The following is a 21,643-nucleotide window of genomic DNA, read 5'->3' as shown; positions in this document are numbered from 1 at the left end:
AATGATTTACTTAAAGACAGACGAAGAAATCGAGCTCATGAGAGCGGCCAACCTCTTGGTTGGTCGCACTCTAGCCGAGGTCGCTAAGCTTATCGCCCCTGGGGTAACTACTAAGCAGCTCGACAAGCGAGCCGAGGAGTTTATCCGAGATCATGGCGCAGAGCCAGCCTTCCTCGGTTATCATGGCTTCCCAGGTAGTCTCTGCACCTCGGTCAATGACCATGTAGTGCATGGCATCCCCTCGGACAAGGTTGTCCTCCAGGATGGAGATATTGTTTCGGTCGATTGTGGTACGAAGCTGGCGGGCTTCACAGGAGACTCTGCCTACACCTTTGCTGTAGGAGAGGTCGCTGAAGAGACCCTCGCCCTCTTGCACACCACTCGAGAGGCCCTCTACATCGGTATCGAGCAGGCTGTGCCTGGCAAGCGTACCGGAGACATTGGTCATGCCGTGCAGCAGTATTGCGAGCAGCGTGGCTATCATGTCGTCAGAGAGCTTGTCGGCCATGGCATCGGGCAGAGTATGCACGAGAGCCCAGAGGTCCCCAACTACGGCCGTCGTGGCACGGGTACGGAACTTCGCAGTGGCATGTGTATCTGCATTGAGCCGATGATTAATATCGGGAGCAAGAATGTTACCTTCGAGCGAGACGGTTGGACCGTACGCACCAAGACCCGCAAGCCCTCGGCGCACTTCGAGCATTGTGTGGCTATCCGTGAGGGTAAGGCTGACATTCTGTCTTCGTTTGACTTTATCAGTGAAGTACTAGGAGATCGACAATTTTAGTTAGATTTTATGTCAAAGCAAGCTGCTATAGAGCTAGACGGAGTTATCCTCGAGGCTTTGTCCAACGCAATGTTCAAGGTGGAGCTGGAGAATGGTCATCAGATCACCGCTCACATCTCTGGGAAGATGCGCATGCACTACATCAAGATCCTCCCAGGGGACAAGGTTAAGGTCGAGATGTCTCCGTATGATCTGTCCAAGGGCAGAATATCGTTTAGATACAAATAACTCAATATAGATATGAAAGTAAGAGCATCACTCAAGAAGCGCACTGCAGACTGCAAGATCGTTCGTCGCAAAGGTCGCTTGTATGTAATCAACAAGAAGAACCCTAAGTTTAAGCAACGTCAAGGGTAGTTTCGTCATTACACTAATCACTAAGAAATAAGTATGGCTATAAGAATTGTCGGCGTAGACTTGCCACAAAACAAACGAGGAGAAATTGCCTTGACTTACATCTTTGGTATCGGTCGTAGCAGTGCTGCTAAGATCCTTGACAAGGCTGGGGTTGATCGCAATATCAAGGTTAAGGACTGGACAGATGACCAGGCTGCTAGCATCCGTGAGGTGATCGGCGCAGGCTACAAGGTAGAGGGAGACCTCCGCTCAGAAATCTCGCTCAACATCAAGCGTCTCATGGATATCGGTTGCTACCGTGGTGTGCGCCACCGTATCGGTCTGCCCCTGCGCGGTCAGAGCACAAAGAACAATGCTCGCACACGTAAGGGTAAGAAGAAGACAGTTGCAAACAAGAAGAAGGCTACTAAATAATAACCGTTGATATGGCAAAGAAAACAGTCGCTAAGAAGAAGGTCGTAAGAATCGACGCCGTGGGCCAAGCTCACATCCATTCTTCTTTCAATAACATCATTATCTCTCTTGCTAATAGCGATGGCCAGGTGATTAGCTGGTCTTCGGCTGGTAAGATGGGCTTCCGTAGCTCTAAGAAGAACACCCCTTATGCTGCTCAGATGGCTGCCCAAGATTGTGCTAAGGTAGCTTATGACCTCGGCTTGCGCAAGGTTAAGGTGTATGTCAAGGGCCCAGGTAATGGCCGTGAGTCTGCTATCCGTACCATCCATGGTGCTGGTATCGAGGTGCTCGAGATCATCGACGTTACCCCAATGCCTCACAATGGCTGCCGTCCACCTAAGAGACGTAAGGTGTAATCAGCAAACGAGAGACTCGACACATGATTTATTGATGCGGTAGGGCGGGGATGACCCCTCGCAGCTGGAGTCTGAGACTGGGCGAATAGATTGGCTATACTTTCATATTTCTATCCTCTCCTCATAACCGGTCGCGGCTGCGCCACTCAGACACTCTCGAGGCTTCTGACCCCACAGAGCCCCATCGCCCAAATTTAAGATAACAATGGCAAGATATACAGGTCCTAAATCAAAGATCGCACGTAAGCTGGGTGCTCCCATCTTCGGTGCAGACAAGGTGCTGGCAAAGAAGAACTATCCTCCTGGACAGCACGGCAACAGCCGTCGTCGTAAGACGAGCGAATACGGCATTCAGCTCAAGGAGAAGCAGAAGGCTAAGTACACCTATGGTGTGCTTGAGAAGCAGTTCCGCAACCTCTTCGAGAAGGCCCATCGTAGCAAGGGCGTAACTGGTGAGGTACTCCTACAGCTGCTCGAGAGTCGTCTCGACAACGTGGTGTTCCGTCTCGGTATCGCTCGCTCTCGTGCTGCTGCACGTCAGCTGGTTTCTCACCGTCATATCACGGTGGACGGACAGGTGGTGAATATCCCCTCTTATACGCTCAAGCCTGGTCAGGTAGTAGCTGTTCGCGAACGCTCCAAGAGCCTCGAAGTGATCGAGGGTGCTCTCTCGGGCTTCAACCACAGCAAGTATCCTTGGCTCGAGTGGGAACAGTCTTCTCTAAGTGGTAAGTTCCTCCACCAGCCTGAGCGTGCTGATATTCCTGAAGATATCAAGGAGCAGTTGATCGTAGAATTGTATTCTAAGTAATAGTAATCTCTTATAGTTCACATGGCAATATTAGCATTTCAGAAGCCTGAGAATGTCATTATGATGGAGGCCTCGGACTCATTCGCTAAGTTTGAGCTCCGTCCTCTTGAACCAGGCTATGGTATTACGATCGGTAATGCCCTTCGTCGTATACTCCTTTCTTCACTCGAGGGTTATGCCATTACGTCCATCAGGATCGAAGGTGTAAATCATGAATTTGCTACTATTCCGGGTGTCTTGGAGGATGTTACTAATATCATCTTGAACTTGAAGCAGGTGCGCTTCAAGCCTCTGTCTTCGGATGCTGTGTCGGAGAGTATTCAGCTCACCGTCGCTGGCAAGAAGGTCTTCACCGCTGGGGAGATGAACAAGAAGCTCACAGGCTTCGAGGTCCTCAACCCCGATTTGGTGATTTGCCACCTGGACGAGGAACATTCCATCACGATCGAGATCAATATCGACAAGGGCCGTGGTTACGTCCCTGCTGATGAGAAGCTACAGGCCGAAGCTAAGGCTGGCGAAGGCGAGATGTTGCAGACCATCGCTATCGACTCGATCTACACGCCTATCCGTAATGTCAAGTATTGGGCTGAGAACTTCCGTGTAGAGCAGAAGACCGACTATGAGAAGCTCATCCTGGAGATTACTACCGATGGTAGCATTCACCCACAGGATGCTCTTAAGGAGTCTGCTCGTATCCTGATCGAGCACTTCCGACTCTTCTCTGACGAGACGATCGAGGAGGAGGTTGTAGAGCAGGATGCCAATGACGACTTCGACCCCGACCTCTTGCACATGCGCCAGTTGCTCAAGAGCCCTCTGCAGGAGTTGGATCTCTCGGTGCGTGCCCTCAATTGCCTCAATGCCGCTCAGGTGTTTACGCTGGGTGAGTTGGTAGGCTATGAGAAGGCTGATCTGATGAAGTTCCGCAACTTCGGTAAGAAGTCGCTCGATGAGCTACAGGAGCTGTTGGATAAGCTGAACCTGACCTTCGGGATGGATATTAGTAAGTATAAATTAGATAAAGACTAAGTAAAAGATGAGACATAATAAGAAATTCAATCACCTCGGTCGCAAGAAGGCTCACCGTGAGGCGATGCTCTCCAACATGGCGTCTTCGCTCATCATGCACAAGCGTATCTTCACGACCCTTGCCAAGGCTAAGGCCCTGCGTGTGTATGTAGAGCCCCTGATCACCAAGACGAAGGAGGACTCTACACACTCTCGTCGTATGGTGTTCGCCGAGCTGCAAAACAAGTATGCCGTTCAGGAGCTCTTCTCTACGGTGGCTGCTAAGGTTGCAGATCGTCCAGGCGGTTACACTCGTATCCTCAAGACGGGTTACCGTCTAGGGGACAATGCTGCGATGTGCTTCATTGAGCTGGTAGACTTCAACGAGAATATGCTCAAGGGCGAAGAGAAGAAGGCTGCCAAGGCTACTCGCCGCTCTCGTCGCTCTAGCGGCAAGGCTAAGGAAGAGGCTGCTCCTGTAGAGGCTACCTCTGCTGAGTAATACCTCCCCAAACACAAAAGAATGAGTATCAGCGGGAGTATTGCCCTAGGGCAATACTCCCGCTTCCTTTTTGTCTCCTCGACTACTCTAGCTTAATTCTCTCCTCCGCCCCTAGCTGTAGTGTCGTGGAGCTCCTATCAGGATCTCGAGTGAGGCTCTACTTAGTCGTCCCTTAAAAAGCAATGCTAAGCGAGGAGTCATTCATGGATGACCTCTCGCTTAGCTTTTCGCTTATCATTTTGAGCAGATACAAAAGAGCTCTCATGGCTCTTTTGAAGTTGTAAGCAGCGGCTGCCAATAGTATGTTCACAGCATCCCCAGCCACTCCCTTGTAAAAGTTGCGGCCTAAACGATGATCTGATTTCAAGTGTCCAATGGTAGGTTCTATGCCCGCTCGCTTGCAGAATAGTTTGTGTTTCTTGCGCTTCTGACACCTGCTGTCTGAAGGTTTGGGGGCATCTGGGATTAAAATCTGAGTGCCATTAACCTCTTTCTTCCCCCGATAGCCCCTGTCGCCTGCCAGTATCTTGATCTTTCTCTGTGTCAGGCGTTCCACTTGTGCCAACGAGGCTTCTATCGTGTGCCCATCATACTCATTACGAAAGGATTGTGCGCCAAGAATAAGCCCCGTAGCTGAGCGGATGATGGAGACCTTATTGCCGAATTCATACTTCTTATGCTCTTTGCCCTTGCTGATGCATTGCACATCAGGCTCATGAATAAAATAAATCTTTTGCGGACTATGACGTCGTTGAGCAAGAATCGCCTCAAATCTCTCTATCAACTCCTTATAGGCAGAATGCTCTCCCAGATTACGCTTGAGCTCTCGGACTAATCGGCCGGCTATGGTGCGCAATTTCCTATCCGCTCGAACTGCCTTTTGGCGATTCTTGGGATGATGGCGAAAACGTTGGTCTCGATAAATGCGCTTGAGAACAAAGGTATAGCTTTGGCGAAGCGGTAGCTCCAGCTTGTGGACGATGTCTAGAACCTTGCGGACAATCTTTTTGTGCAACTTGGCATCTGTAGGATAGGTGATATTCTTCTCTTGAACGGTCGAATCAATAAAAGCCGTGTCATGATGATGCTCATCATCATCTTCGTTATTGACACGAATGCTTTCTTGGAAAATGAGTTCTATCCCCTTCTCACCAATACGCTTGCGAAAGTGCACCAATTCAGAAGAGGCACAGGGGGCATTAGGGCTGAACTCTTGCATGCCACAAAAGTATTGGTAATAAGCATTTTCACTCCATTGCTCCACAACGGATTCGTCTGAAAGATTACGCAGGTGTTTGAGAATCAACAAGCCACACATCAAGCGAATGGGTTTGGCCGGACGACCATTATTCTGACAATACAGAGGAGCGAAGGCTGTGTCGAATTTTGCCCAATCTATTTTGTCGGCTAGTTTGTAGAGCGGGTGCGATGGGTTCAGCATGTCGGAGAGACTGCTGAAGAATGATGGGGTGCTATGGGGCTTTGTAATCATAAAATCTGCAAGTTTCGTACGATGAAGATACGAAAACTTGCAGATTTGACAAAGGATTTAACCGTTTATATCACTGAATAACAAACGATAAACGACTATTTAAGGGACGACTACTTAGACCTCCATAGAGGTTCAAATAGGAGCTCAAGAGAGCTCTCCGAGGGATCTCATTCTAGGGACTATCAGCTTCTCAGGCGAGGCTAGATCTTGCCTCTCCCTCTGTCTTGCGCCCTCTCTAGACATGGCGAATTTGTATATCTTTGCGCCAATATTCACCCTCGTATTTTTCGATGAGCAAACTCTACCATATATCCTTGGGTGCTGTCTCCCTAGGGCTTTTTCTCTCCCTCTCCCCCAGGCTTTGGGCTCAGGAGCAGGGCAGCTCTAACCTAGAGCAGGCATTGACCCGAATGAACACACTATCCCACCGCTACTTCACCCCTCGCCCCATCGAGGATAGTCTCCTCATTGAACGGATGAAGGAGGCGGGTGCACCGATGGCGGCTCTCTCTCGCTTCTATCTCACCTCTTTGCGCATCCCTCGGCCTCGGGTGATGGATAATGTCGTGCAGTACCTTCATCTGCCGCTCGCCTTCCCTCCTCATGAGGTGCGCATGGCCGATCCCTTACCCTCCCTCGTGCCTGATAGTTTGACGATGCTTTGGCCCAAGAGAGCCGCAGGCCTATATCGTCCTAAGCCTTGCGTGCTATTGCCCGACTTTGACTATTCTCGTCGGGTACGCTATGCCCTTGAGCAGCGATTGGCTCGAGAGTCGGTACTCTATTTCGATCGAGCTGCATGGGCACAAGCCCCCTCAGGCACTCAGCAGCATGCCCTCCTGACGGATGCGCCTAAGACGATCAATGCTGACGATCTGCGTACGGAGGCACTAACGGGGCGTAGTGCCAATGATTTCAATGCTGTCGATGGAGGACTCGAGATTCGTACTCGCTATTGGCTCCCAGCCTTCGAGAGTACCATTCAGTTCTCTCAGAACTATATGTCTGAGAACTGGTACAAGGGGGGCGCGAGCAACCTCACTCTCTTTATGCGTACCTATGGGGCGATGACCTACAGCAAAGGTAAGGTGCAGTGGAAGAATGAACTAGAGAATAAGGTCAGCCTCTACAACTCGGGTGGAGACTCTAAGCATCGCTATCAGGTGGGGGAAGATCTGCTTCGTCTGCAGAGCGTCTTTGCTCTACGTGCAGCCAATAGGGTCTATTATGCCCTTAGTGGAGAGCTGCGCACCCAGCTTTGGGATACCTACAAGCGTAATAGTGATAGGTTGCAGACGGCTCTCTTGTCTCCCACTACGATCAATGTGGGGCTCGGGGTTAAGTTTGACTATAGCAAGAGGTATCGCTCAGTCTATGGGCGGAGGATTAACTTCTCCGTCAATCTCTCCCCTTTCGCCTACAATATGCGTACAACGATCAACAAACAGATCGACCTGGCCAGGCAAGGCCTGAGCCTAGATAAACTCACGATACACAACTTCGGATCGACTCTGAGGGCCGATATGCGCTGGGACATTAACATGAACCTAAGCTGGAGCTCTCGCCTCTATTTCAATACGACCTATGGCAATGTAGAGAGCGAATGGGAGAATACCCTCAACATGAGCTTTGGCCGGTATTTCTCTACCCGTGTCAATCTCTTAGTGCGCTTCGACGATCGTGTGCGTCCCTCGAATGCTTGGCATCGGTATTTTCAGCTCAATGAGCTCCTGAGTTTCGGGTTCAATTATCGCCTCTGAACTCTTTGATTAAAAGATAAATAAGTTAGGTGTTATGGGCAAGCGAAAATACATCAAGACCCCTGGTGTTACTAAAGTAAAGAGGGCTGTACTTCGATAAAATCCCCCTCCACCGCTTGCTCTTTAATAATTATTCCTAACTTTGTCGCAGGGATAATAAAAGTTGTATTTAATAAAAAAGTTTTGGGAATGATGATCGCACAGGTTGGTTTAAAAAGTCTTTCTGCGCTGACGGATGCAACGCCTCAGATCCTTTTTGTGATCTGTGTATTGTTGGGTAGTGCGGTCATCTCTTACTTCTCCTGCATTCTAGTACCATGTCGAAATGTGAGATATATTCATAGTATAGACTTTGGCCATTTGATAGGTTTTCAGATATTTTCATAGATTAAGATCCCCTGGTTTTATGAGACTTACCAAGCTATTTACCCTTCTTGTATCAGTCCTGCTCCTTTTGGGCAGCTGTGTTACCCGAAAGCAAGTTGTTTATCTCCAAGGGCTCGAAGACGAGGCTCTGACGACCAAGCTTCTTGACCGTCGCATTGTCCTCCATCCTATGGACAAGATCTCTATTGTAGTCAATAGTAAGGATCCTATTATTTCTTCTCTCTTCAATCTCCCTATCGTTTCGCATCGAGTTTCCTCTTCGGATATCAGCCCTCTGAATGCTGCTCAGCAGGTCTCTCTATATAGTGTCTCCGAGGCTGGTTCGATTGACTTCCCCGTCTTGGGCAAGGTGGAGGTTGTAGGGCTCACCCGAGGCCAGGTTGCTGAGCTGATCAAGAAGAAGCTTGTGGAGCAGTCTCTTGTCAAAGATCCTGTTGTAGTCGTCGAATTTGCCAATCTCTCCTTCTCAGTGATGGGAGAGGTCAATCGCCCAGGAAGGCAGATGATTGACAGGGATCGAATCACGATCCTCGATGCCCTAAGTATGGCTGGAGACCTTACGATCCATGGCCAAAGAAAGAATGTCTTACTGCTTAGACAGGAGGGAGGACGGCAAAAATCCTATCGCATCGATTTGCGCTCTGCAGAGCAGGCCTTTGCTTCGCCTGCGTATTATGTGCAGCAGAATGATATCATTTACGTTGAGCCCAACTCCATGAGGGCTAGACAGTCTACAGTTAATGGTAATAGTGTCCTCTCCTCCTCGTTTTGGATGTCATTAGCTTCGCTGGGCACTACTATTGCGCTGCTATTTATTCGTAAATAAGAGATTTAGGATATGATTCAAAACACTACAACAGTTGTTGAGAAACCTGCAGCAGAAGGTCAGCAGGAAAACTTTTTTAGCCTACAGGATTTGTGGCGATTAGTGTGCATCAGATGGTATGTGATTGCTATATCTATTCTCTTGGCCTTAGGGGTAGCTGTCCTCTATATCCTAAGGACTCCGCCCGTCTATAAGCGTACCGCATCGGTCATGATCAAGGCCGATGATAAGGGTAAGTCTCTGTCCAACGATATGAGCTCTGCCTTCAGCGAGTTGGGACTCTTCCAGTCCAATACCAACGTTAATAATGAGCTTCTCTCGATGAAGTCTCCCATGCTGATGGAAGAAGTTGTCCGTCGCCTGGAGCTTTGGACGAGCTATGAAGCACCAGGGGCATTTCATGACCATTTGCTTTATGGGACAAATTTGCCCTTAAATCTGCGCTTTACAGATCTTTCGGAGCAGGAGTCTGCGGAGTGTATCTTGAGCCAACTCCCCAGCGGAGAGCTTCAGTTACATAGTTTTGTGCTCAATGGGGAGAAAACAGAGGTTCAAGATCCGGTAACTCTAGTGTTGGGTAAAGCTACCGAGACTCCTCTTGGCAAAGTCCTTGTGAATAAGAATCAGGGTGATGACTTGGACCTAGTTAATGGATTGATAATCAAGAGATCTTCCCTGTACGATGCCGTAGAGAACTTGGGTAAGAATTTAACTGTAAATCTTGCTGATGAAAAGTCTACTATTCTCTCCCTCTCTCTCTTGGATCGCTCACAAGAGAGGGCGGATGCCATTCTTAACACCTTGGTGGCTACTTATAATGAGAGCTGGCTTGCTGACCGTAACCTATCGGCCGTAAGTGCTTCTCTCTTTATTGATGAGCGTTTAGGCCTTATCGAGAAGGATCTAGGAGAGGTCGATAAGAATATTACAAAGTATAAGAGTCAGCATCTTCTCCCTGATGTACAGACGGCCTCTAACCTTTTCCTCAACCAAGCAGCTCAGGTAGACAACCAGATCGTGGAGCTTCGTAGCCGCGAGTATATGGCTCGCCAGGTCAGGAATTTGCTTAAGAACTTGGATAAGTCTCGCCTGCTCCCTGTGAACTCCTTTGTCAATAACCCTTCACTAGAGCAGCAGATTGGGGAGTTCAATGATCTTCTACTCAAGAGAAATAACTTGGTAAAGAATAGTAGCGAGAGCAACCCTCTTGTTGTAGATCTAGATGCTAATTTGAATGACCTCAAGTCTGTCATCGTCGCCTCCCTCGACAACCAGTTGCTAGCCATTGAGACTCAGCTCATGAGCCTACGTAGTAGTGAGCGCAAGAATGCGGGTCGCATTGCTGCTAGCCCAGAGCAAGCGAACTACTTGATCGCTGAGGGTCGTCAGCAGACGGTTAAGGAGGCTCTCTATCTCTTTTTGCTCCAAAAGAGAGAGGAGAATCAGCTTTCCCTAGCTTTTACGGCAAACAATACGAGGCTTATTTCTGCACCAACGGGCTCTCCTCAACCAGCTTTCCCTCAAAAAAGGAACATCTTGCTGGTTGCATTGGCTCTCGGCATCATCGTTCCAGTAGCTTTTCTCTATCTCAAGGAAACTTTGGACACCTCTATACGTTCTCGTCGAGATTTGGACAATATGCAAATTCCTTTTATTGGAGAGATCCCCTCTTTTGTACGTGTTAAGAGAGGTTATAGAGCTCAGATCAAGAAGCTCCTAGGAATCGGTAAACCTCCTAAGAAAGAAATTCGTCTCGTTGTTGAGCACAATAATCGCAATGTGATCAATGAGGCCTTCCGCCTCGTTCGAACGAATATTGAGATGATGCTGGGACGCAAGAATGAGCAAGGACGAGTTCTGTCTCTTACTTCGATCAATCCGAATAGTGGTAAGACCTTTGTTGCCCTTAACCTTGCGGCCAGCCTTGCGGCAAATGGACGTCGGGTATTGCTCATCGACCTGGATATGCGTGTGGCTACGCTATCAGACTTCGTTGGCCGTGCTCCTTGGGGAGTGTCTAGTCTTCTGACAGAGGCTACTGATGATTATAGAGAGTTGATTATCTCTACTCAGGTTGCTGGCCTAGATGCCCTGCCTGTGGGTATTATCCCCCCGAACCCCACTGAGCTTCTATCTCAGCCCAAGCTTGGGGACCTTTTAGTGCAATTTAGGAAGGAATACGACTATATTGTTATTGACTGCCCTCCTGTAGATCTTGTGGCAGATGCCGCTCTGATCAATGAACATACAGACCTAACTATCTTCATCGCCCGGGCAGGTATGTTGGACAAGCGTGTACTCCCCGTGATTGATAGTTACTATAAGGAGCGTAAGCTCCGGAATATGGTTCTGCTGCTCAATGGCACAGACCTAAGTGCTAGTTACGGCTATGGTTATGGCTATGGCTATGGTTATGGTTATGGCTACCATAGAGAATAAGTCGAATATGTCCTTTTTACTAATGGGATTCTAACTATATAATATTTTTATTATGTTGTTCGCAAAGTTGAAGCATCTGCTAAAGGATGGTATCTATACTAGGGCCAGTGTGGTTCTAACGCTCGAGATTTCTCTCTCGACATTTGCTTCATTGCTCTCTTTTCTGCTCTTGGGAGCGATAACAGAGGTGGATCAAGGAAGTGACCGATTTATTTTAGGTTGGTTACTGGTCTCATTAATTTCCTCGGCCTTTGCCTTTAGGTTGATCAGAACCCATAGTTCTGCTGTTCGATATAGTAACCTTTGGGACTATAGGCGGGTCTTTCTAGCCTTGATGGTGAAGGCTGCCTTTCTGTGCCTTTACATATTCTTTATTGGAAAGCAAACCCGTATACATCTTGGGGTTGCGCTCCTCGATTTCTTGATCTCTGTAACTCTATTGCTCTTGGCTAAAGGCTTTGTAGTGATGTTGTATCAGAGTGTGAGAGAGCGTACGTTAGCCTCTTTATCTAGAACTTCTCTGCTCATCGAAGGGGTTGGAGAATCTTCTCGAAGTCTAGCTCTTTATCTAAAGAGCTCCGAGAAATACAGGGTATTGGGTTTTTTGACCGTTGGAGAAACAGATATTACCACACTCTCCGACCTTCCTGTATACAGGGTGAGAGATGCTCGAGAATTGAGTGAACTTAAGGAAAAATTAGACTTCTCTGCCGTTCTCTTCGCAGACCAAGATCAGGTTAAAAATAGAGAGGGAGATATTCTGGATTGGTTATTAGATTTGGGTTTAAAACCTCTAATCCATACTCCAGCTGTAGAGCTCCCTCCTGCGAATGAACCCCGACCTAATTTTGATGTTCGTAACATCAAAATTGAAGATCTTCTCGGTCGATCAGAAATTAAAATATCTCTAGAGGATATCACTCCTAATTTCTCGCAAAAGACAATTCTTGTTACGGGGGGGGGCGGATCCATCGGCTCTGAGCTCTGTCGTCAGTTAGGCTCTCTAGGAGTGAAACGGTTGATTATCTATGATAATGCCGAAACTCCTGTGTATGAAATTCGACGACAGCTCGAGAGGCGTTACCCTCATTTAGATTTGAAGACTATCGTAGGTGATGTTAGATTGCTTTCCCGTTTGGACTTTGTCTTTAAAACACATAGACCTCAAATTGTTTTCCATGCTGCGGCCTACAAGCATGTGCCCTTGATGGAGGAAAATCCATGTGAAGCTATCCTGGTGAATACCATCGGATCGAAGAATGTGGCTGATAAGTGTGTCGAATATGGGATAGAGACTATGGTCATGGTTTCGACCGATAAGGCCGTTAATCCGACCAATGTGATGGGTTGCTCCAAGAGACTAGCCGAAATCTATGTCCAGAGCCTTGGCCTCGCCATTGAGCAAGGGAGTGTTTTGGGAAATACAAGATTTGTTACCACGAGGTTTGGTAATGTTCTGGGTTCTAATGGTAGCGTGATCCCCCTCTTCAAAGAGCAGATTGAACGAGGCGGGCCTGTTACTGTTACTCATCCGGATATCACTCGATTTTTTATGACGATCCCAGAGGCTTGTCGTTTAGTCATGGAGGCCGCTCACTTGACGAATGGTAATCAGATCTTTGTCTTTGATATGGGAAAAAGTATGAAGATTCTGGATTTAGCGAAGAGAATGATTGAGTTGGCTGGTTATCAGGTAGACAAGGATATTAAGATCGAGTTCTCTGGGTTACGTCTTGGAGAGAAACTCTATGAAGAGGTGCTTTCCGATGAAGAGCAGACCTTACCGACTTCGCATGCCCGTATTAGAATTGCTCAGGTAAGGGCATACGACTATCCTAAGGCCCTTGAGGCTGTGGCGACCCTTGAGAAGCTTGCTTGCGTTGTGGAGGTAGATAAGATGGTAACGTTGATGAAAGAGATTGTCCCCGAGTACATCTCTCAGAACTCTAAGTTTGAAGCACTAGATAAACATTAAACTGAATACTTAAATAACTGGTAATCTTTATGAAGAAGTATAAGATTGGCTATACAACAGGAGTATATGATATGTTTCATATCGGTCACCTAAATATACTACGCAGGGCCAAGGATCTATGCGAGGTACTTATAGTTGGTGTCACAACTGATGCACTTTGTCTTAAGAGAAAGAATAAACTACCAATCATTAATGAGAAAGAACGAGTTGCAATTGTGGAGGCTATTCGGTATGTCGACAAGGTCGTTCTTCAATCTGATATGCAGAAAATTCGCCCAGTGAAAGAGCTCGGAGTAGACGTGGTTTTCGTTGGATCAGATTGGAAGGGAACAGAGGCATGGGACACTTATGAGAAGGAGTTTGCTGCAGTTGGATGTGATGTCGTTTATTTAGAGCATACGGATGGGATTAGTTCAACTATATTGAGAAATAAACTAGGGAAATAAACATACTTATGAGAATTTTACTGTTGTGTACAACGGACTCTATGATCTGGAATTTTATGACTAGACATATCATAAGGCTTCAGGAAGAAGGTTATGTCGTAGAATCCGCCTGTTCTATTACAGGAAAATATTTTCAAGAATTGAGGCAAAAAGGATTTATCCTTCATGAAGTTCCATTTGCAAGGAATCCTTATAGCTATAAGAATCTAGGGGCCTATCGTAAACTGTGTTCCTTAGTTGCTTCTCGTGGATATGATGTGATATTTTGTCATGAACCAGTCGGAGGCCTAATGGGACGTTTGGTTGGTAAGAAGTATGGGATTAAAGTTGTGTACATGGCCCATGGATTTCATTTTTATAAAGGAGCTCCTTTGATCAATAATATCCTCTATTATAACGTAGAAAAGCTCCTATCTAAGTGGACTTATACACTAGTAACCATTAATAAAGAAGACTTCGACGCTTCTCAAAAATTCTATGCTAGACACAAGTGCTTTATAAATGGTATTGGAGTAGATATCAAAAAATTTTCCCCTAATGAATCGAGCTTGTTTAACTCTGAATTTAACCTTAGTGAAAAGAGTATTAAACTACTCTCGGTTGGAGAACTTATACCTAGAAAGAACCATATTGCCGTTATAGAGGCCATTGGATCACTTCAAGACGTTGATATCCATTACTTCATAGCAGGAGAGGGGATGTTGTACAGGAAGTTAAGAGAAAGAGTGATCGGGTTAGGATTAGAGAGACGGATTCATTTTTTGGGCTTTAGGAGAGATATCGGACAGCTTTGTAACTCTTGCGACATATTTGTACTTCCATCTCTCCAAGAAGGATTGTCTTTGGCTTTGATGGAGGCTATGGCTTGTGGAAAGCCGATCATTGCATCTAACATTAGGGGTAATGTCGATCTAATTAAAGACGGAGTAGGAGGGATATTAGTCTCCCCAAAAGATAGCTCGAGATATGCAGATGCGATACGCTATTTGTCTGAGAATCAAGGCCTTGGTAGGTCTATGGGGCTCTTCAATAAGGATGCAATCAAACAATATGATATCAACATCATTGAAAATAGAATTATAGAGATAATAAAAAAGTAAAACCGTATGTATTATTCTTATAAGGACATTGTAGAATCATTGCCGATCAAAAAAAACAGTAAAAGTTCTCTTTGGGTAAAACTTTTTGTAAGAAAAGCTTCTTTTCCTCTTACTTGGATATTGATCAACTTAAGGTGTTCTGCGTGGGGCGCATCTATACTCTCCATCTGTGTTGCATTAACGGGTTTTGGATTTTTGTTAATTGATAACGAACTCTCTCGAATAACTGGAGTGATATTAACGCAATTATGGCTGATCCTGGATTGTGTGGATGGGAACATTGCGCGAGTCCAAAAGAAAAGCTCAGAATATGGCGAATTTGTAGATGCAATAAGTGGTTACTATGTGACAGGTTTCATTTTTCTTGGAATTGGTGTTGCGGCTTACAATACATCGTCAATAGTATCGTCTCCCTATCTGATTGGATGCATAATATTGGGTGGTGTATCCTCTGTCTCAGGATTATTGTGTAGGCTTATCCATCAGAAGTATACATACACCACTATGGTCGTCAATGATAATGCATCGGCGATCCCAGAGAATGAGGCTAAGCAGAAATTCTCTCTACAATATATTCGAAGTAGGGTTGACAAAGAATTAGGTATATCTGGATTATTTATGCCTTTTCTAATTGTTGCATGTGTTTTTCATATCTATGACTTAATGACCTTCTTTTATTGTTTATTTCAGGTTGTTAGCCTCATAATTATCACTTTGTATTACGCAGTCAAGGCTCGCTAATGAAACGAAGAATTCTAGAGGTTGTCGGTCGAATGGATCGAGCGGGGCAAGAAACCTTTCTAATGAATGTCTTGCGAACCCATGACCCAGATAAATATGAGTTTACATTCTCTGTGAACACAAGTCATGTAGGATCTTATGAGCCAGAGATATTAGCTCTAGGGGGGAGAGTTTGGCACAATCCTTATCCTGTCACTTGGAGCACTGTATATAAAAATCTAAAAGCTTTTCGGCTTTTCCTTCGGGAATATGGTCCCTTTGATGTCATACACTGTCATGTCTTTCATTTTGGAGGATTAATATTAAGAGTAGCTAAAGAGGCAGGTATTCCTACCCGGATTATGCACAGCCACAGTACAACAGATGGCTATCGGGATACGCTATGGCGTAAATTATACCGCTCTTTATCTTTTAGATTAATCGAAACCTGCGCCACTCACAAAGTGGCGTGTGGAATAGATGCATATAAGTCCTTATTTAGACAAGAATGCCCTGATAGCCGATTCATTCTCAATAATGCAGTCGCGATACATGATTTTATATTTCCTTCGCTTGACAAAGCGGAAATCCGAAAAAGATTAGGAATTCCTCTATCTGCGCAGCTTGTCATTAGCGTTGCTAGGTTTGTCCCTGTCAAGAATCATTCTAAGATTGTCGAAATATTCTCTAAGTTTTATGATAGATGTCCTGACGGCCTCCTTTTTCTTGTTGGAGATGGTGAAGTGCTCGAAAGTATTCAAAACCTAGTCCAGCAAAAGAATCTCGAGAGTGTGGTAAAGTTCTTAGGGAATAGGGAAGATATCCCTTTCTTATTAGGGGCATCGGATATACTATTAATGCCATCCTTGTTCGAGGGGCTACCCGTAACACTGGTAGAGGCACAAGCTTCAGGGCTTCCATGTTTAATCTCGGATAATATTTCTAAAGAAGTAGATATGGGGCTAGGTTTGGTCAAATTTGTTAGTCTCGATCTATCTTCTGATTATTGGGCCGAAACCCTAGTTTCGATAATTGATAGCAAATTCAATGTGTCGGCCTCTGAAAGGATAAAAGGCTTAACAAGAAATGGATACACGATTGAATCTACTTGGAACAAATTAAGGCTCTTATATGGTTAGGGATGGTAGAAGAGGTATTAGAATATTAGCATTCTTTTTACTCCTGTTCTCTCTGTTTTTTAGGTTGGTTGGCTCTTTTACCCCTATTAGCCCAGAGTTAGTGTATCTTATTTCTCTCGAGAGTGCGATATTCATGCCATTGATAATTTTTAGTTTGACTCAATGGCTTAAAGGATTCTTTCGGATTGTAATTATATTCTTGCTCTTGTTCTTCTTGTATATGCAAGGGCAATTATTTCTCAATGCGATTGGAGCACTTAGTACTCCATTACTTATGGGAAAGTTCTCCTTAGATCAAGTGATGGATGCAGTGATGGATGTTCATCTGTATCTATCTTTTTTCTTGTTTGGTCTGACATTGCCAAAACAGGATACTAGAACCCAAGAAAAATATGTATCAGATCAGCATGCTGTTCAGGTAGGCTATTGGATTCTACTACTTTCATTCCCATTTTATTTGTACGTCAATGCTACCAAACTATTCTTTGTCTTCACGTATGGATATGCCTCCCTTTATCAAGAGGTCGCTCTGAATGCCATCCCTTCAGGATTGAAGATCTTATCTTATTTCTATCTGCCAGGAGCTTTTTACGTTCTGTTTGGCGCAGAAAATCGATCTAAGCACGAGAAGATCGCCCTGTTTCTTATTCTTGCTCATTGTCTCGTGCAGTTATTTATGGGATATAGATCTGCTACCATTACTCCTGTGTTGCTTATTTTCTATGCGGTAACTGTGAAAAAGAGCTCTTATCGGGTAAGAACGCTAAAGAAGAAATGGTTATTTTATATTGGAGGTGGATTAGCCGCACTTGTGATATTCTTCATATTCCCTGCTATGAGGAAGACTCGAAATGATGGAGGGATTGCTACCGCATCTGCAAAAGAAATCTTTACATCTGACCAGTCGAATTCATTTGAAACGGTATACGATATGGGAAAATCTCTGCAAACTGTCGTTTACACTAAAGAGTTAGTCCCCAAAGAGTATCCATTTAGATACGGGGTCACCTATATCATGAATCTGACATCTGTATTTCCTAATTTATTTTGGGATAAACATCCTGCTGAAACTTACGGGACTTTGGGGAGATGGATTACCAAAATAGTCGATAGAAATTTTTATGACTTTGGTGGAGCATTGGGATATAGTTGTGTTGCTGAATCTTATATTAATTTTGGGTATTTCGGACTAATACTAATACCCCTTGTATTTGGCTACATACTACAGAGAGCCGAAAATAGAGCTCTCGCTCTCAATTCCCCCATTACATATGCTTCCCTTGCGATTATTTGTATTTATTTGTCGATGTATCCAAGAGGGGAGTTTGCCGATTTAGTGAGGGGTATTTTTTGGTATATGTTTATCCCAAGATATATATATAAACTGACGAAGAAATGAAATTTGATGTTGTAATTCCGACAAAAGATAGACCGGAAGATCTCCAACGAATCTTAGAGAGTATCGAACAATCTAGTGTGCTGCCAGAGAAAGTCATTATTGTAGACCAATCCTCTCACATAGAGTCTGTTTTGAATTCATCGAAATTTGTGATTAATCATTTGCATAAACCCAATATTTCAGGCCTTACTATGGCCAAAAATCTTGGGGTGAAGTATTGTGACTGTGAGCTTATTCATTTTTTTGATGATGACATTATTGTTGATCACAATTACTTCGAAACTCTCAATCGACATTTTGTAGAAAATCCTCAATATAAAGGAATTTGTGGAAGACAAAGAAATAGCAAATCATCTAGATTCAAACTCTTAATTTTCTCAATTTTTCATGTGGGCCCTTTTCATGATGTTCGTAAGAAGTGCAATTCTGGTTTTGTTAGTCAACGATTGGTTGACACTCCCATCCTTCCTGGAGGAGTAACAGCGTACAAGATTGAAATTTTTCAAGAGTTCCAATTTGACGAAACCCTAATTAGATACTGCTTAGGGGAGGATATGGATTTCTCTTACAGAGTAAGCCGTAAGTATCCTCTTGCATTTGCGACAGATGCTAAGGTCTTGCATAACCATTCTTCTATTGGAAGATACGACCCTGTAGAGTCTTTTGCGTGTAAAGTTGCAGGGTACTCATACTTTTACCAAAAGAATACTTCTAGAGATTTTGTGTCCAGGGTTTCTTATGCCTTGGTTTTGCTAGGAGTTTTGGTCGATGCCATCGGGTTCGCACTTGCTAAAGGATCATTTGCATCTATTGTAGGCTTTCTACGAGGGTTGAGATACGTGTCTCATCGATACAAAGGAGTGCCGTTCTTAGATTACGGGAAAATAGATATCTAAACGTGCTAATGGGTTCTTCCATGCTAAATTCAAGAAAAATAGCCTCCAATACAATCTTTATGTACATGAGAATGCTTCTTTTGATGGCTATTACTCTTTATACATCTAGAGTCCTGCTCGCTCAGTTAGGAGTTGAAGATTATGGATTATATAATGTCGTCGGGGGGATTGTCGCAATGTTTGCCTCTCTTAAAACAGTATTTGTAACCTCAATACAGAGATTCCTAAATGTGGTAAAGGGGCAAAATAACCCAATGGCACTAAACAAGATATTCAATATGGGAGTCCTTATCCATATAGGTATCGCCATTGTTTTTATTCTTGTCGTAGAGGTTGCAGGCTCTATAATGGTACAACATTTGAATGTCGAGCCGTCGAAACTCCTAACTTCTCACCTTGTACTGCAATTTTCAATCTTTACAACCGTACTCGCCATTATATCCATCCCCTATGATGCCTTGATTATAGCTAATGAGAAGATGGGAGCCTATGCGTATATCTCTATCTTTGATGCTATACTGAGATTATCCGCTGTTCTTGTTTTAAAACTCTTCATAGGGGATAAGGCTATCCTCTATGCTGCTTCTCTTCTTTTTGTCGCAATTATTATCAGAGGAGCTAGCATTATTTACTGTAGAAGAAATTTTCCGGAATCTCGTAGAGCTTTTTTCTGGGATCAAAAGTTATTTCGTCAAATGACCCAATTTGCGGGATGGAACTTCATGGGAAATACAGCCTATGCATTGACAACGCAGGGAGTTAATTATATGTTAAACTTATTTGGAGGAGTTGCTGTAAATGCAGCTAGAGCAATCGCCTATCAGGTGCAGTCAGCACTTCTTGTATTCGTGGAAAACATTCTTGTGGCATTTCGGCCTCAAGCAATGATGCTCTACGGGAATAGAGATATGGATCGATTCTGGTACTTGGTACTACTCTCCTCAAGAATATCATTTTCTGTCTATATATTATTATCTACAGTCATTGGGCTGTATTGTGTCCCTTTATTGGAAATTTGGCTTGGTGAAGTTCCTCAATATTCAGTAGAAATGGTGTTGTCTATTTTAGGGTATACCGCTCTTCGTAGTCTGCATGGGCCTATTGATCTAGTATTTAAAGCCTCGGCGAGACTGGCAAGATACCAATTAATTGAACTATCGGTTATGCTGTTAAATCTACCTATTGCCTACATCATTTTGCTAAATGGACTTCCATATCATTATGTGTTTATTGCAATGGCTCTAGTAGAGCTCCTGAATTTCTCTTTGATACTACTCCTAGCCTATCGACAGGAAGATTTCAATTTTAGGTCCTATTCCCATCAAGTAATTATTCCTTGTTTAGTCTTTTTATGCTGTATCACTTTATTCGTCATTCCCTATAGACTTTTTTGTTATTCAGATGGATATTTCCTAGTTCTTCAGTTTGGGGTATTAATGTTGTATATGTTAGTCTCTGTATTCTTTTGCATTCTTCGTAAAGAAGAAAGGTTTAAAATTGTAAAAATTATACAAAGGAAGATATCTCTTTAATAACTTGGAAACAACCATTTTCTTCAGTACAAGTAAATAGATAAAACTATGAACAGAAAGAATATCCCTTTTTCTCCTCCTGATATTACAGAGAGTGAGATCGCACTAGTCGCCGAAGCCCTTCGCTCAGGTTGGATCACTACTGGCCCTAAGACTAAGCTCTTCGAGAGCAAGATCGCAGAGTATTGCCACACAGAGAGGGCTGTGTGCCTCAATTCGGCTACGGCTTGTATGGAGGCTATCCTGCATGTCCTCGGGGTAGGTCCTGGAGACGAGGTGATTACGAGTGCATATACTTACACTGCAAGCGCGAGTGTTGTGTGCCATGTCGGGGCGAAGGTAGTCCTCGTAGATACTGCCCCAGACTCTTTCGAGATGGATTATCAGGCACTAGAGGACGCTATCACAGAGCGGACTAAGGTGATTATCCCTGTAGACCTTGGTGGAGTAGTCTGTGACTATGACCGCATCTTTGCTGCTGTAGAGCGTAAGAAACATCTTTTCAAGGCTAGCAATAAGATTCAGGAAGCCTTTGGTCGTGTTATCGTGATGGCGGATGCTGCACACGGATTTGGCTCTCGTCGCAAGGGTAAGATGTGTGGAGAGATAGCAGACTTCACATCATTCTCTTTCCATGCAGTGAAGAATCTTACTACTGCTGAGGGCGGGGCATTGACTTGGAGGCCTATACCTGTCATTGAGCCTGATGCACTCTACAAGGAGTTTATGCTTTACTCTCTACATGGACAGAATAAGGATGCTCTAGCTAAGACTCAGCTTGGGGCTTGGGAGTATGATATTATCGCGCCTCTCTACAAGTGCAATATGACCGATGTAGTTGCCTCTATTGGTTTGGCTCAGCTCGAGCGCTACGATCAGATGCTTGCACGCCGTCGTCAGATCGTGGAGATGTACAACGAAGGCTTGAAGGGGCTACCCCTACAGGTGCTTGAGCACTACTCTGAGCATGGAGACTCATGTGGGCACCTATACTTGGTACGTCTAATAGGCAAGGGTGTAGAGGAGCGTAATGCGATCATTATTAAGATGGCTGAGCAGGGGATTACCTGCAATGTACACTACAAACCTCTGCCTATGATGACCGCTTACAAGGCTCTAGGCTTTGATATCAAGGATTATCCTAATGCCTATGCGCAGTATGCGAACGAGATTTCACTCCCACTCCACAACTGCCTTTCAGATGACGATGTGGCTTATGTGCTAGAGCATTTCACTCAACTCATCGGCTAAA

The 21,643-nt window shown here is 44.7% G+C and carries 21 protein-coding genes; 20 read left to right on the top strand and 1 reads right to left on the bottom strand.

Going from position 1 to position 21,643, the window contains the following annotated elements; all coding sequences use genetic code 11:
* Position 1 precedes the first annotated feature (1 nt).
* The 8 genes from map (at position 2) to rplQ (ending at position 4,280) form a co-directional block, all read left to right on the top strand.
* Complete coding sequence (gene map, locus HQ37_RS03860; protein WP_036880711.1) at positions 2 to 787, top strand: type I methionyl aminopeptidase; 786 nt, start codon at positions 2 to 4, stop codon at positions 785 to 787.
* 9 nt (positions 788 to 796) lie between these two features.
* Positions 797 to 1,015 (top strand): translation initiation factor IF-1, encoded by a 219-nt coding sequence (gene infA / locus HQ37_RS03855; protein ID WP_036880708.1) that lies wholly within the window; start codon positions 797 to 799, stop codon positions 1,013 to 1,015.
* 12 nt (positions 1,016 to 1,027) lie between these two features.
* On the top strand, positions 1,028 to 1,144 hold the full coding sequence (gene ykgO, locus HQ37_RS03850) for a type B 50S ribosomal protein L36 (protein ID WP_009433293.1): 117 nt from the start codon (positions 1,028 to 1,030) through the stop codon (positions 1,142 to 1,144).
* 33 nt (positions 1,145 to 1,177) lie between these two features.
* On the top strand, positions 1,178 to 1,558 hold the full coding sequence (rpsM, locus tag HQ37_RS03845; RefSeq protein ID WP_036880703.1) for a 30S ribosomal protein S13: 381 nt from the start codon (positions 1,178 to 1,180) through the stop codon (positions 1,556 to 1,558).
* Positions 1,559 to 1,569: 11 nt separating this feature from the next.
* Positions 1,570 to 1,956, top strand: a complete 387-nt coding sequence (gene rpsK, locus HQ37_RS03840; protein ID WP_036880700.1) for a 30S ribosomal protein S11 — start codon at positions 1,570 to 1,572, stop codon at positions 1,954 to 1,956.
* Between the two features lie 205 nt (positions 1,957 to 2,161).
* Entirely contained in the window at positions 2,162 to 2,767 is a 606-nt protein-coding gene (rpsD, locus tag HQ37_RS03835) for a 30S ribosomal protein S4 (RefSeq protein ID WP_036880698.1), read from the top strand.
* A gap of 21 nt (positions 2,768 to 2,788) precedes the next feature.
* Positions 2,789 to 3,799 (top strand): DNA-directed RNA polymerase subunit alpha, encoded by a 1,011-nt coding sequence (locus HQ37_RS03830; RefSeq protein ID WP_036880694.1) that lies wholly within the window; start codon positions 2,789 to 2,791, stop codon positions 3,797 to 3,799.
* Between the two features lie 7 nt (positions 3,800 to 3,806).
* Entirely contained in the window at positions 3,807 to 4,280 is a 474-nt protein-coding gene (gene rplQ, locus HQ37_RS03825; RefSeq protein ID WP_036880692.1) for a 50S ribosomal protein L17, read from the top strand.
* A 172-nt stretch (positions 4,281 to 4,452) separates the two neighbouring features.
* On the opposite strand, the gene HQ37_RS03820 is transcribed toward rplQ, so the two are convergent.
* Complete coding sequence (locus tag HQ37_RS03820; RefSeq protein WP_052080736.1) at positions 4,453 to 5,772, bottom strand: IS5 family transposase; 1,320 nt, start codon at positions 5,770 to 5,772, stop codon at positions 4,453 to 4,455.
* 290 nt (positions 5,773 to 6,062) lie between these two features.
* Here HQ37_RS03820 and HQ37_RS08055 point away from each other — a divergent pair, with 290 nt between their 5' ends.
* The 12 genes from HQ37_RS08055 (at position 6,063) to HQ37_RS03760 (ending at position 21,642) form a co-directional block, all read left to right on the top strand.
* Positions 6,063 to 7,532 carry a DUF3078 domain-containing protein gene (locus HQ37_RS08055; protein ID WP_052080735.1) on the top strand — a complete coding sequence of 490 codons (1,470 nt, stop codon included), beginning with the start codon at positions 6,063 to 6,065 and terminating at the stop codon, positions 7,530 to 7,532.
* Between the two features lie 406 nt (positions 7,533 to 7,938).
* Positions 7,939 to 8,745, top strand: a complete 807-nt coding sequence (locus tag HQ37_RS03810) for a polysaccharide biosynthesis/export family protein (protein WP_036880689.1) — start codon at positions 7,939 to 7,941, stop codon at positions 8,743 to 8,745.
* 12 nt (positions 8,746 to 8,757) lie between these two features.
* Positions 8,758 to 11,184 (top strand): polysaccharide biosynthesis tyrosine autokinase, encoded by a 2,427-nt coding sequence (locus HQ37_RS03805; RefSeq protein WP_036880687.1) that lies wholly within the window; start codon positions 8,758 to 8,760, stop codon positions 11,182 to 11,184.
* Positions 11,185 to 11,236: 52 nt separating this feature from the next.
* Positions 11,237 to 13,159 carry a nucleoside-diphosphate sugar epimerase/dehydratase gene (locus tag HQ37_RS03800; RefSeq protein ID WP_052080734.1) on the top strand — a complete coding sequence of 641 codons (1,923 nt, stop codon included), beginning with the start codon at positions 11,237 to 11,239 and terminating at the stop codon, positions 13,157 to 13,159.
* Between the two features lie 29 nt (positions 13,160 to 13,188).
* Entirely contained in the window at positions 13,189 to 13,605 is a 417-nt protein-coding gene (locus HQ37_RS03795) for an adenylyltransferase/cytidyltransferase family protein (protein ID WP_036880685.1), read from the top strand.
* Positions 13,606 to 13,613: 8 nt separating this feature from the next.
* Entirely contained in the window at positions 13,614 to 14,705 is a 1,092-nt protein-coding gene (locus HQ37_RS03790) for a glycosyltransferase family 4 protein (RefSeq protein ID WP_036880683.1), read from the top strand.
* Positions 14,706 to 14,711: 6 nt separating this feature from the next.
* Positions 14,712 to 15,446 carry a CDP-alcohol phosphatidyltransferase family protein gene (locus HQ37_RS03785; RefSeq protein WP_036880681.1) on the top strand — a complete coding sequence of 245 codons (735 nt, stop codon included), beginning with the start codon at positions 14,712 to 14,714 and terminating at the stop codon, positions 15,444 to 15,446.
* Complete coding sequence (locus HQ37_RS03780; protein WP_081951750.1) at positions 15,446 to 16,564, top strand: glycosyltransferase family 1 protein; 1,119 nt, start codon at positions 15,446 to 15,448, stop codon at positions 16,562 to 16,564. Before HQ37_RS03785 ends, HQ37_RS03780 begins: the two co-directional genes overlap by 1 nt.
* Positions 16,557 to 17,963: an O-antigen polysaccharide polymerase Wzy gene (wzy, locus tag HQ37_RS03775; RefSeq protein WP_036880676.1), complete on the top strand. Its 1,407-nt coding sequence runs from the start codon at positions 16,557 to 16,559 to the stop codon at positions 17,961 to 17,963. Before HQ37_RS03780 ends, wzy begins: the two co-directional genes overlap by 8 nt.
* Positions 17,960 to 18,859, top strand: coding sequence for a glycosyltransferase family 2 protein (locus tag HQ37_RS03770; RefSeq protein ID WP_036880673.1), 900 nt, complete (start codon positions 17,960 to 17,962; stop codon positions 18,857 to 18,859). The genes wzy and HQ37_RS03770 overlap by 4 nt, the downstream gene beginning before the upstream one ends.
* Before the next feature lie 83 nt (positions 18,860 to 18,942).
* The gene (locus tag HQ37_RS03765) at positions 18,943 to 20,391 is read left to right on the top strand and encodes an MATE family efflux transporter (RefSeq protein WP_152566781.1); all 1,449 of its coding nucleotides are present in this window, start codon (positions 18,943 to 18,945) and stop codon (positions 20,389 to 20,391) included.
* A gap of 48 nt (positions 20,392 to 20,439) precedes the next feature.
* Entirely contained in the window at positions 20,440 to 21,642 is a 1,203-nt protein-coding gene (locus HQ37_RS03760; protein WP_036880669.1) for a DegT/DnrJ/EryC1/StrS aminotransferase family protein, read from the top strand.
* Position 21,643 lies beyond the last annotated feature (1 nt).

Source organism: Porphyromonas sp. COT-239 OH1446 (assembly GCF_000768875.1).
In the GTDB taxonomy this organism is placed as follows: domain Bacteria; phylum Bacteroidota; class Bacteroidia; order Bacteroidales; family Porphyromonadaceae; genus Porphyromonas.
Note: the sequence above shows the minus strand (reverse complement) of the source record. Positions and strands in the feature narration are given on the sequence as shown.